This is a genomic window from Vibrio methylphosphonaticus (assembly GCF_023634655.1).
Taxonomy (GTDB): domain Bacteria; phylum Pseudomonadota; class Gammaproteobacteria; order Enterobacterales; family Vibrionaceae; genus Vibrio; species Vibrio methylphosphonaticus.
In genome coordinates this window covers 24,234-36,387 of record NZ_JAMKMS010000006.1, presented here as the reverse complement: position 1 = coordinate 36,387, position 12,154 = coordinate 24,234, and the positions used below count along the sequence as shown (strand labels likewise).

13 protein-coding genes are annotated in these 12,154 nt (G+C 44.9%); 5 read left to right on the top strand and 8 right to left on the bottom strand.

Annotated features, from left to right (window positions below; translation table 11 throughout):
* Positions 1–11 precede the first annotated feature (11 nt).
* Genes M9196_RS08605 through M9196_RS08595 form a run of 3 tightly spaced genes read left to right on the top strand, consistent with a single transcriptional unit; the run spans position 12 to position 2,733 of the window.
* Positions 12–920, top strand: coding sequence for an HlyD family secretion protein (locus tag M9196_RS08605; RefSeq protein ID WP_250617131.1), 909 nt, complete (start codon positions 12–14; stop codon positions 918–920).
* Between the two features lie 3 nt (positions 921–923).
* Positions 924–1,616, top strand: a complete 693-nt coding sequence (locus tag M9196_RS08600) for a potassium channel family protein (protein ID WP_250617130.1) — start codon at positions 924–926, stop codon at positions 1,614–1,616.
* Positions 1,609–2,733 (top strand): AI-2E family transporter, encoded by a 1,125-nt coding sequence (locus M9196_RS08595; RefSeq protein ID WP_250617129.1) that lies wholly within the window; start codon positions 1,609–1,611, stop codon positions 2,731–2,733. Before M9196_RS08600 ends, M9196_RS08595 begins: the two co-directional genes overlap by 8 nt.
* Positions 2,734–2,884: 151 nt before the next feature.
* Here M9196_RS08595 and trhO read toward each other — a convergent pair whose 3' ends face one another.
* The 3 genes from trhO to M9196_RS08580 form a co-directional block, all read right to left on the bottom strand.
* Positions 2,885–3,865, bottom strand: coding sequence for an oxygen-dependent tRNA uridine(34) hydroxylase TrhO (trhO, locus tag M9196_RS08590; protein WP_250617128.1), 981 nt, complete (start codon positions 3,863–3,865; stop codon positions 2,885–2,887).
* Positions 3,866–4,021: 156 nt separating this feature from the next.
* Positions 4,022–4,633 (bottom strand): LysE family translocator, encoded by a 612-nt coding sequence (locus M9196_RS08585; RefSeq protein WP_250617127.1) that lies wholly within the window; start codon positions 4,631–4,633, stop codon positions 4,022–4,024.
* A gap of 2 nt (positions 4,634–4,635) precedes the next feature.
* Positions 4,636–5,301: an HAD family hydrolase gene (locus M9196_RS08580; RefSeq protein WP_250617126.1), complete on the bottom strand. Its 666-nt coding sequence runs from the start codon at positions 5,299–5,301 to the stop codon at positions 4,636–4,638.
* A 285-nt stretch (positions 5,302–5,586) separates the two neighbouring features.
* On the opposite strand from M9196_RS08580, the gene M9196_RS08575 reads away from it, so the two are divergent.
* Positions 5,587–7,257 carry a DUF1800 domain-containing protein gene (locus M9196_RS08575; RefSeq protein ID WP_250617125.1) on the top strand — a complete coding sequence of 557 codons (1,671 nt, stop codon included), beginning with the start codon at positions 5,587–5,589 and terminating at the stop codon, positions 7,255–7,257.
* Positions 7,254–8,564, top strand: a complete 1,311-nt coding sequence (locus tag M9196_RS08570; protein WP_250617124.1) for a DUF1501 domain-containing protein — start codon at positions 7,254–7,256, stop codon at positions 8,562–8,564. The genes M9196_RS08575 and M9196_RS08570 overlap by 4 nt, the downstream gene beginning before the upstream one ends.
* 82 nt (positions 8,565–8,646) lie before the next feature.
* On the opposite strand, the gene M9196_RS08565 is transcribed toward M9196_RS08570, so the two are convergent.
* The 5 genes from M9196_RS08565 to M9196_RS08545 all read right to left on the bottom strand — a co-directional run bounded on the left by M9196_RS08565 (position 8,647) and on the right by M9196_RS08545 (position 12,149).
* The gene (locus tag M9196_RS08565) at positions 8,647–9,048 is read right to left on the bottom strand and encodes a DUF1801 domain-containing protein (protein WP_284677136.1); all 402 of its coding nucleotides are present in this window, start codon (positions 9,046–9,048) and stop codon (positions 8,647–8,649) included.
* Between the two features lie 18 nt (positions 9,049–9,066).
* Positions 9,067–9,468, bottom strand: coding sequence for a GFA family protein (locus M9196_RS08560; RefSeq protein ID WP_250617122.1), 402 nt, complete (start codon positions 9,466–9,468; stop codon positions 9,067–9,069).
* Positions 9,469–9,623: 155 nt separating this feature from the next.
* Positions 9,624–10,091 carry an OsmC family protein gene (locus M9196_RS08555; RefSeq protein ID WP_250617121.1) on the bottom strand — a complete coding sequence of 156 codons (468 nt, stop codon included), beginning with the start codon at positions 10,089–10,091 and terminating at the stop codon, positions 9,624–9,626.
* Positions 10,092–10,354: 263 nt separating this feature from the next.
* Positions 10,355–10,837 carry a response regulator gene (locus tag M9196_RS08550; RefSeq protein WP_250617120.1) on the bottom strand — a complete coding sequence of 161 codons (483 nt, stop codon included), beginning with the start codon at positions 10,835–10,837 and terminating at the stop codon, positions 10,355–10,357.
* The gene (locus M9196_RS08545) at positions 10,824–12,149 is read right to left on the bottom strand and encodes an ATP-binding protein (RefSeq protein ID WP_250617119.1); all 1,326 of its coding nucleotides are present in this window, start codon (positions 12,147–12,149) and stop codon (positions 10,824–10,826) included. The genes M9196_RS08550 and M9196_RS08545 overlap by 14 nt, the downstream gene beginning before the upstream one ends.
* Positions 12,150–12,154 lie beyond the last annotated feature (5 nt).

Here is a 12,154-nt window from a genome sequence, read left to right as displayed (position 1 = left end):
TCAGTCTAATTATGAAGAAAACAATGATTGTAATCGTGAACCTCGTGGTCATCATTTGCGCCGTTTGGATCGGGTACACGAAATTTGAAGACTATTTTAGTAACCCTTGGACGCGAGATGGTCAGGTCAGAGCGAACGTCATCAAGGTAGCCCCACGTGTATCGGGGTCCATCATTCACGTCGCGATACGAGACAACCAATCGGTGTCCAAAGGTGATCTGTTGTTTGAAATTGATGACGAACCCTACAGGGTGACACTGTCACAATCCGAAGTGGCACTGCAGAAAGCCATCGTCAGTGCCAGAGGCAAAAAAATTGAATATGACCGACTGCTCGACATCCGAAAGAAAGATAAAGGTGCTGTGTCACATAAAGACCTCACTCGTCGTGAGATTGCGTATGAGGAAGCACTACTGCACATCAAGTCATCTGAAGAGAATGTCCGGTCAGCAAAACTCAACCTCAGTTACACTAAGGTATACGCCAGTGTAGACGGACTTATTTCAAACTTAGATATTCGCGACGGGACACAAGCGGTAGCGAATCAACCCCTTGTTGCCCTAATCGATAAAACCAGCTTTTGGGTGTTTGGCTTCTTTCGAGAAAATCAACTCAGTAACATTCGCCCTGGTAATGAGGCAAGAGTGACGCTTATGTCTCACCCGGAGACCGTCATTTCCGCCACTGTGGACTCTATTGGTTGGGGTATTGCTCCAACCGATGGCACGGTGGGTTACAACTTGCTTCCTAACGTAAACCCGGTATTTCAATGGATTCGTTTAGCGCAACGAATACCCGTCAAAATTACCTTAGACGAGTTGCCCGATGGGATTGAATTACGGTTCGGACTCAGTGCATCCGTCATGGTAATGCAAGACAGCGAGAGTAAAAGTGACCACCGCAACTTAGCACAGGATTAAACCATGCAAAGAAAAATTGGCCAACGGATAAAGAAGATTAACGACAGTAATAACTTTTTCTATCTTACCCTATCTTTGATTGCGTTATTAATTAGCGCATCCCTGGCAGAGGTGGTCGGTGAAGGTGTAATCGATCATATATTACAAGGCTTCATTATTTGGACCTTTATTGTCTGCCTCGCGAGTCTTCGGTTTGACCGAAAATGGTTTCACTTTCTGGCTTTTCTTGCCGTGATTTGGATTGCTGTACTCATAATAAAAAGCGTACTTAATATTCAAAAAATGGATCTTGCCATGCTAGCGCTGACCTTCGCTTTCTTCTTCGCTACTTTTCAATCAACAGCAAAGCAAGTTTTGTTTCATGGCAGCGTTAATGCAAATAGAGTGATAGGTTCTATCGCTTTATTTCTGCTACTTGGGCTAATGTGGGCTATCGTTTATTTATTGATCCTCGAATTTTCACCTAATGCATTTACTGGTATGGAATCACTCACTTGGGGAAATAATTTTTCAAATGCAGCGTATTTTAGTTTTGTCACATTAACAACGTTGGGGTATGGCGACATCAGTCCTAATACCCCATTCGCGCAGGTTGTCGTATATTTAGAAGCAATCACGGGCGTATTTTATATGGCCATCGTGGTATCAAGTTTAGTAAGTGCCAACATTGAGCACAGGGAACATAAAAATGGATAAACAAATCGAACAACGTCAAAGCAAACTCTTCATCAACAATATGGTTGAGTCCGCCATCAGAATCGGGTTATTGATTCTCTTGATCAATTTTACATACGGCATTATTAAGCCCTTTATCATTCCGGTATTGTGGGGCGCAATAATCGCTGTGGCATTATTGCCGCTAACCAAAAAGCTTGAGCGAGCTTATGGCGGTAAACGCGGTCTAGCCTCTACTACCGTCGCTCTTATTGGGATTGGTTTACTGGTAGTGCCTTTCGGGCTCGTCTCGGGCTCTTTGTACGAAGGGGTTACTCACACAACGGACATTCTTCAAAGCGGTGAAATCAAAATACCAGGACCTACAGCGAAAGTTGCGGATATCCCAGTCATTGGCGACAAGCTCTACAGCATTTGGAACCTGTTTTCGACCAACTTAGAGAAAGCTATTCAGCAATTCTTGCCTGAAATTAAAGGCTTTCTTGGCACCATCGCCTCTATTTTGGGTGGCGCGCTCACTAGTTTAGTCATGTTTATTATTTCCCTCGCCATCGCGGGTGGCTTTATGGCTCATGCAGAAAAAATATCTGGCGCTCTCGAAACCGTTGCGGTAAGAGCTGTGGGGAAAAAAGCGGAGCAATGGGCGAACTTAATGGCGGCAACGATTCGCAGCGTGTTGCTTGGAGTGGTTGGCGTTGCATTTATTCAGGCGGTCATTATCGGTGCGGCGATGTTTGTGTTTAAGGTTCCAGCTGCTGGTCTATTGACACTCGCGACCTTAATACTTTGTATCGCCCAATTACCTGCCCTGCTCATCGTTGCACCGGTCATCTTTTATGTCTATTCCACAGGAGATGGCACCAGTACAACGTTATTTACTATCTGGGCATTGGCCGGCGGGTTATCTGATAACTTCCTAAAACCTATGTTAATGGGCCGCGGTGTCGATGTGCCAATGCCAGTGATCTTGATTGGTGCTATTGGCGGTATGCTATTTGCGGGAATTATCGGTTTGTTCCTAGGTGCAATAATACTCGCGATTTGGTATGAATTATTTTTATTCTGGCTTAATTACGAAGTGGAAGAAGAGAGTCAACCTGAAGTAAATGAAGGTGCATCTTCGCAAGAGTCCTCTTAACCTATTACCTATTACCTATTACCTATTACCTATTACCTAGGAAGTAAGAAGTAAGAAGTAAGAAGTAGGACGCTACAAATACAAAAAGGGAGTAAGACAACCGTCTTACTCCCTTTTTCTGTATGACGAATATCACCATACTGTACTTAATTTACTTCCCAGAACGCTGCTGTGCTTTCATCGCTCGTTTTTGTTTTTTGCGTTGCTCTATTAGCTGGGCAGCATCTCCGCCGACATGGGTTTCACCTCGAGCATTGGAGAGTTGAACTTGTTTTTCTCGCTCACGAAAGCGGGCTTTTTGCTCGTCGCTGTGTTTATCGACACATTTAGGACAACTCACACCTTGCTCAAAATGCTCAGACTCTTTGTCTTCGGCGGTCATCGGTAAGCGACAAGCGTTACATACATCGTAGCCACTTTTTTCTAGTTGATGATTTACAGCAACTCGTCCATCAAACACATAGCAGTCACCTTCCCACATACTCTCTTGTTCAGGTACATCCTCTAGGTACTTGAGAATACCGCCTTCAAGGTGATAGACCTCTTCGAAGCCTTGTTCTTTCATGTACGCTGTCGATTTTTCGCAACGAATACCACCGGTACAGAACATCGCTACTTTCTTATGTTTTGTAGGGTCCAGGTTATCGGCAACGTATTGAGGAAACTCTCTAAACGTCTCTGTGTTTGGGTTGACGGCATTTTTAAACGTACCGATATCCACTTCATAATCATTGCGAGTATCCACCAGCAATACGTCGGGATCAGAAATCAGTTCATTCCAATCTTTAGGTTTGACGTAAGTACCAACGACATTTAGCGGATCAATCCCTTCCACCCCCATCGTCACAATTTCTTTTTTCAATTTCACTTTGGTGCGGTTAAACGGCTGTGTGTCACTAAATGACTCTTTATACACCACATCCTTCAATCGAGAATCTTGTTGAAACCAGTTAAGCAACTCATCAATTGATTCTCGCTTACCCGCCACGGTGCCATTAATACCTTCGCTCGCGAGCAATAGCGTTCCGCGAATCGCATTTTCAGTGAGTATTTCAGTGAGCGGCTGACGAATATCTTGGTAGTCTTTAAGGGTGACAAACTTATAAAGCGCACATACAACATATTGAGACATGGTTTTTCCTTCTGCGTGCTGGAGCGTAAATCCAGAGCGTGCCGTGATCGGCTTGTTAGTGTGACGCGAAGTATAACCAAGCATTGGTATGACAAAAACCAACCAAAAATAGGGCTATTTAACAGTATGAAGAGTAAGGTTTAACTGTCCATTGTTCTAAGTTATTTCCTGTGTGATCTCCAGAAATATGGGGTATACCGATAGTATGAGTAGCCCCGACATGACGAGATTAAACCATTTTCGATGCTTCGGACTATTAAGAATATTTTTCAATAATGACCCAAAAACCAACCATAGGCCGACACATGGAAATGAAACGACAAAAAACGTTATCGCTATCATGATGTTCTGAGCAAGGAAACTCGATCCTGTGGTTGTAAACGCAGCAATCGCCCCTGTCGCAACCACCCATGCTTTAGCATTGAACCATTGAAATATCGCGCCCTTCATAAAGGATAAAGGTTGGTTTTGATGCTCAGAATGAATGGAGGAAGAGGAGCTTGCAATCAGATACGCGAGATACAATAAGTAAAACACCCCAATACATTTGATAACAAAATGCAGATTAGGGAATCGCTCAAATAGTTGCGAAAATCCGACGCCAACAAGTAACAGCATCATGGTAAAGCCAACGCAAATGCCAAAGAGCAGGGGTAAACTCTTTTTAACACCAAAGTTGACCCCTGACGTCATCACCAAAATATTATTCGGTCCAGGCGTAACGGATGCCGACACCGCAAATAACACAACAGTGAGTAAGTAATCCACGGTTAAGTGAGTTGCTTGTGGTGTTTCAAATGATCCAATACATCAACCATCGATGGAAGGATCTCATGTCCAAGAGCAATCACGTCATCGGTTGGGGAAACGAGATCGGGAACTTGATACATTTGTAAAGTTGCGGCAACACCTGCACGGACACCATTGTTCGAGTCCTCAAAACCCAAACAATATTCTGGCGCTATATTTAGCCTGCTTGCTGCTAGTAAGTAAATTTCTGGATCTGGTTTGCCATGAGTCACCTCACATCCACAAGTCACGCTGTCGAAATAGTCACCTAATCCAGCGAGTTGTAGTTTTGTTTTAGCAAGACTTAAGTCTGTGGATGTCGCCACAGCCATCGGTATATTATTCGCTTTTAGCCAATCAAGAAGCTCAAGTACCCCTTCCTTTATTGGGATCGCATGATGATGCGTTATATCATGATAATACTCCATCCAGACTTTCCTCAGGGCCGGATAATCGAGATCAGCAGGATAACCAGCTCGAATTGTACGTTCCACTCCTTGAGCATTCTGACCGATGATCGCAAGGTACTCTGGCTTCAAAAATTCTACGCTTAATGTATGGCATGCTTTTTCAAAAGCGTTCATACACACTCGCTCAGTATCCAGAAGCAAACCATCCATATCGAAAATTGCGGCGTTAAATGTCATATCTGTCACTCGAAAATATATCTGTCACACAAAAATAAGGGAAATTGATACTACTAAAATTAGTCCACGATGCAAATAACAGCGCACTTCGTTAAGGCCAACACGCATTAGCTTGAGGCCTATTAGCCAGTCGCTTCCATGTTGTTCATTGTTGCGTAGCCTACGAACAAGACGACGAATGTTAATGATTTTGAACCCGTCGCACAATTTATACCGGGCTATATTGCTGTGAATGATGTTCTTCGTTAGTGTTCAACGACATCGTCTGCAAAAAAGGTTCCTGAGTTGCTATCCATTTTAAAGCCTTGTGCCCTCAAATCGAGTATAGGATTACTTGGTCTTTCATTACTATCGGCGTGCGGCGGAGAGGGTGACAGTGGTTCGGAAAATGGTGGTGTGCGGCCTCCTATCCTCCCCTTGACACAAGATCAGCGCTATGACCTTCTCTACCGTTCGACATTTGGTCCTCAACCGGATTCCTATCAAGAGTTAGCCAATTTAGGCTATGTGACTTGGCTAGATAGACAGTTTTCTATGACCCCAAGCTTGCACTCTACTCGCCTGAAAGAATATCAACTGCAAAGCGATGCCGCCACATACAACCAATCGGATCGCGCGGCCGTGTGGTGGGACTTGAGCCTGAATGCACCGGATCAACTGCGACAGCGGGTCGCATTTGCATTGAGCGAAATTTTCGTGATTTCACGGTATGGCGCTAGCTTGAATGGTCGAGCCTTAGAGATGACTGACTACTACGATATGCTCATCACTCATGCTTTTGGCAATTATCGAGATCTGATTGAATCGGTGACACTGCATGCCGCGATGGGTGATTACTTATCAATGATGGCAAATCAAAAAGCCGCGCCTGAAAACAATCGCTACCCTGATGAAAACTATGCTCGTGAAGTGATGCAATTGTTTAGCATTGGTCTCTACGAGTTACATCCAGATGGCACCGAAAAACTTGATAGCCAAGGGCAATTGATCTCAACGTACTCGCAAGATGATATAGAAAACTTAGCTCGCGTATTCACCGGTTGGCACATCGCTGAAAAAAATCAGCCGAATTGGGGGTCTAAGGATGGGAATTGGTTCATACCTATGATCGCTTATCCTGAACATCATGACGACGAAGAAAAGGTGGTCATGGGTGAGGTGTATGCCCAAGGGCAAACCGCCGAACAGGATATGGCGCAAGCGATGGACATGTTACTCAATCACTCGAACACACCTCCGTTGATCAGTAAACATCTTATCCAGAGACTCGTAACCTCGAACCCCTCCCCTGCTTATGTTGCCCGAGTAAGTGCGCTGTTTGCCGATAATGGTGAGGGAGTAAGGGGCGATCTTGCCGCAGTAATCCGTGGGATTTTAACCGATAGCGAAGCACTTAGCGGCAGTGAGCGTTCGCCCGTTAAAATGAAAGAGCCATTGATAGCAATGACAAATTTTTTCCGAGCCTTAGACGCTAAATCTGCCGATCCATCAGGGCGCTTCCATGACTCGATTGGCACGTTTTCGTCTTACGGACAATCTCCGCTTGGTTCGCCGAGTGTCTTCAACTTTTTCTCGCCCGATTATGCTCCGAATGGCGAAATCTCAGCGGCAAATGACGTTGCACCCGAATTTGAAATACTGAGCTGGAACAACTTTATACTCACCAATAATCAGCTTTGGTCTGCAACTGGCCGAACCGATTATGAGGGAGAAGATAACCCGAAGCGCATTGTCATCAATACCGCGCCTTTAGAAGCAATTGCGAATGACCATTCGGCATTGATTAAGGAAATTGAACGACGCCTGCTTTCTCAAAGAATGAGTGAGCCACTGAAAGCCATCGTATTAGAAGGATTAGACGATCTTCGCGACACTCAACAAAGTCTAAAGGTTCGTAACGCGCTCTATACTGTTGTCACTAGCCAAGAGTTCCATATTGAGGAGATAGCCCAATGATTTCACGTCGTCAACTGTTAGCGGCGATGGCCTCGACACCGCTTGTCTCGGTGATGGGTACAGGCACGGCACACGCGCTACCAAATAACGACTATAAGGCCCTGGTTTGTGTATTTTTGTTTGGTGGCAACGATGGCTTTAACATGTTGATTCCCAATGATAACGCACACTATGATGAGTACATGACGGCTCGCCCAGATATCGCTATCCCACAAGCTTCATTGTTGCCTTTATCATTAACTACGGGGTCAGATCTTACATTGGGTTTACACCCATCAATGACTGACATTCAAAGCCTGTTTAACAATGGAAAAATGGTGGCTATTGCAAACAGTGGTGTGTTGATAGAGCCTTCAACGAAGGCTGGGTTGGAGGACGGAACGCACGCGATGCCACCCTTTTTGTTCTCTCATAATTCACAACAAGCTGAGTGGCAACGTGGTTGGTCTGGCAGCACCACAACATTAGGGTGGGCGGGGCGAATGATGGACGTGCTAAGTAGCGATTCCGAGCAAATTAGCCCAACGTTTAGTCTTAATGGCTATGCCCAGCTGCTAAATGGTAGCGACCGTGGTGCTAACCTAATTAAGGCATCATCACTACCTCAAGTAAATGCGATAAAAAACGATCAGCGCCGAAAGGCTTTCGATCAAGTAATGAATTTGTCCCCGTTAACGGCGTTTGGGCGTGAATTTGATCAAGTGAAAGATGATTCAGTTTCAATACGAGATCAACTCGCTGCGGCGATAGAGTCTGTCCCAGAAGAAGCGCATTTTCCAGATACTTCGGTGAGTCAACAACTACACACAGTGGCACGATTGATCAAATCGAGCGATCAACTAGGGCATCAGAAACAAGTGTATTTTGTTGGCCTAGGTGGCTTTGACACCCACGCTAACCAATTAAATGATCATGCAAATTTGATGAGCACTTTGAGTCAGGCACTTGCCGCGTTCAATCAATCGCTGGAGACATCAGGGCTAGACGACAAAGTGACCACGATGACAATGTCTGATTTTGGTCGACGCTTGGCAAGTAATGGTGCCGGAACAGACCATGGTTGGGCAAGTAATCACTTTGTAATGGGTGGGGCATTAAATGCCGGACAGCTATACGGACAGTGGCCATCATTAATCCTTGATGGCGAAAATGATTTCAATAAGGGGCGAATGATCCCCACCACTTCCGTTGAGCAAATTGGTGCGACTATTGCCAAGTGGATGGGTGTAAAGAGTGATAATGCATTGAACTATATTTTTCCAAATTTAGCCAATTTCTCGGTACAAGATTTAGGCTTCTTAAAATAAGTGACTTCTGACTATTCACTGGAGCCATTATTACCACTCCCCATCTAAAGGACATTGCTAGCCAAGCGCTCACTCACGATGGTCAACTCGCTCCAAGTAAGGGCAAATGTTTGATTCTCTGATAGGTCATAGCCAAAGCGATGCAGTGTTTTAGTTCCCTTTCAGGGAATGACTGTGCAACAGATAATACAATGGCTCTGTTGCCTTGAAACTCAAGCACGTCACTATACAGCTCACGGAATGTGTCAACGAGTTGTGTACTACAGTTAAAATACAAGTAGTAGTTATGTGGCGTTTTTAACTTCCAATCTATCCTAATTGGACTGCCACACTTTACACGATAGCTGGGTTCACCCCACTTAAGCGCTTCTTCAACGTCACCTACATCTAATGTTAGAGCGCACTGAAAAATGAGCGATCTTAGATCAAGCAGTGATCGTCGAATATCGCTTGGATAATCATCAAATTTGCTTATCACTTCCATCACCACCCCATTCTCTTTTCACAATGTTCTATCTGACGGATGGTTAACACCATCACTGATAACCACTTCACCTAAATCGAAAGGATTCACACCTAATAAACACCCAACATTATAGCCATATTCTGTGGGGTCTGAGCGTCTTTGATGATGAGTATAAATGCCGCAATTGGAACAAAAATAATGCTTCGCGGTACCGGTATTAAATTGGTAAAGCTTAAGAGATTCTTGACCTTTTAGTACACGAATACCGTCTAACTTTACTGAGGCGACAATCGCCCCTTTCCTTCGACAAATTGAACAATCACAACGTCGTGGCTTTTCTATGCCATTGGGTAAATACAACTCCAGTTCAACGGCACCACAATGACAGCTAGCCTTGTGATTCACTTCAATGATCGTGTCGCCAACGCGTTTAATCATAACGATTCCCTTCATTCTACACGGTGAGCTCAGCAATCAACGTTAAGCTCAGTATCAAACGGTACGAAAATTTTAATTGCCGCTCATAAGCATCGAAAGACTCGAAGACGATGCCGAACAAGATTGCAGCCAGCATAACGACAATAAATAGCGGGCTACTCTTTGATTTCCGTTGTGACGAGTGTCGTAACAGAATTGGCAATAAAACAATTTTCATGGGACAAATGGTGCATTTTTTCTAACTGCGCCATGGTAGGGACTCGCTCACCTGAGAACTCAACATGGGGATGCAATACCACTTTGGTCACCGCTAGTTTTCCCACTTCATTTTCACCAAGAGTACCGATCGCTTTATCGGTATAGCGGTCTACCACATAGTTGCGCTTCGCAGCGATCGACAGAAATACCAGCATATGACAACTCGACAAAGCGGCAATAAACGCCTCTTCAGGATCAACATTTTCTTCTATTGAAAGAGGTAGCGGAACCACGTGTGGGGATGGCGATGCTGGCACTATCGCTCCACCATCAAATTCCCAACTATGCCCTCGGCTATACTGGTTGTCGTGGAAAACTTCACCCTTGCCTCGTGTCCAACTGACCACGGCATAATGTTCTGACATGTCACCTTCCTGATTACGATGTAGATATCACTAAGAGTATTCAATAGGCTTCTTGTGTCTAGTTTTTATTGAAGATAGGTATTTAAAAACCGGTCATTCAGAGGAGTAACTATGTTGTATATCCTACAGGTAAAGGGCTTGCTCACTATAAGAACATGAAATGGAGATTAAGATTAGAACAGACAAAGTAGAGCTAAGGACTAAACTTATTGCCCGACATGAATGTCGAGCATTAAGCGGCAGCGTCACCCGAGGTGTTAACGTTAGAACGATGAACTCAGCCTAGCTAAAACAACCTTCTGATCCAACTCTTCATGATAAGGTTGATAGTCCAAGCCGCTGTCAAATATGTAGTGCGTCACTAGCGTGCGCACGCAATCCGTTAGCGCATCAGCATTCCATGGTTTTTCGAAGTAGTGGCTTACCCCCGCGGTATTAATGGCGGTAATGGTGTCTGAGTGTGTGGCTTGCCCTGTTAACAGCACCTTTTTGGTCCATTTAAATCGGCTATCTTGTGAGATACTCGTCAGTAGTTCCACACCCGTCATTCCCGGCATCACATGGTCAGAAATAATAACCGCGACATGTTCACCGTCAGCGTCCAAATCATCTAACAGCTCTAACACCTCAGAAGCAGACTCACAATCTTCGATATTTAACCAGCTAGATAAGCGTTCTAAGTCCTGAACAACGGCACTCAGTACCTCTCGTTGGTCATCCACACAAATTATATTAAGCTTCTCCATTTGCTTCTCCTACTGGTAATTTGACTCGGAAAATAGTTTGTTCTGGACTGCTTTTCACCACAATCGTGCCGCTATTCTCACTCACAATACGTTTAACAATCGATAACCCCAACCCTAACCCAAAACTTAGACCACCCTTTTTTGTGGTGAAGTTAGGCTGGAATATTTTTCGTCGAATGGATTCATCTATTTCGGGCCCATTATTGGCAATGGTGACTAAAATACGTTGATTCACCCAACGGCTTTGAATCTCTATTTCCGGTGCAACCGTTGCGTGCATAGCATCACAAGCATTTTTAATAATGTTGCTCCAAATCTGCACATACTCCGTTGAAGCGCCCTTAATTAACGGCAAGGTTGCCGGACGCATTCTCACCGAGACAAGCCGTAAATCACTTTGTAGCAAAGACAGGGCTTTATTAATGGTATCGTTAATATCAATGAGCTCATCTTGCTCGCTGTCTGTTCGCCCTAACTGTTTTACCGACTTGACAATGCCGACAGTGTGGCGAGCCGCGAGTCGAAGATCGTGAAGATCTCGCCCCAACTCCCAGTACTTGATCGCTTGTTCTGGTCTATCTAGCCATGGTTGCGGTAACGAAGCACTGCCTAGCGCTTTCGCAAGCCGCTTTGCGAGTGTACGATCCAGCTTGTATGTCCTTTCGATCTGCTTGGCGATCTTTCTTGCCTCGCTAGACGATGTCCACTGTCCATGCATCAAACCTAAGTCAAAATATTGGCTCGATTCAGGGTGAGCCTCTTCAAGTAGCTGAATAAGCTCACTTTGTAAATGATCTGTTTTGCTGCTCACCACACCAATCGCGTTATTGAGTTCATGGGCAATACCCGCTGCGAGCTGTCCTAGCGTGGTCATCTGCTCAGCGGTGTGCAGCCGCTGTAGCACCTTTTCTTTGGCGATAGCTTCTTGGGTTGCACGTCGCTGACGCCGAGATAGTTCATTGACAATCACTGGCATAAATTGCGCGCTGAGCGGGCCTAGCACTTCTGGTCTGATCGCTGGCGTGTTTTTATCGATCCATGCCAGCTTAACGAGCGTTTTAGCCTTAACGGTTGATGATGCTGTCCACGTGCCTGAAAAGAAACTGTGTACGCCAATAAAAGCACCACTTGATGCGGTAAATAATTTGGTCAGGTTGCCGTCTTCTTCACGTTCATCAAACCCTTCAAGTTCACCACTTTGCACATAGTACAGGCGATCGTTATGGCCATGCTGGCGCAGTACTACATCGCCGGCCATCATCGTCACTTGTCTTGTGGCTTCAGAAAAATAATGTCTTACCAACTTATCCATATAGG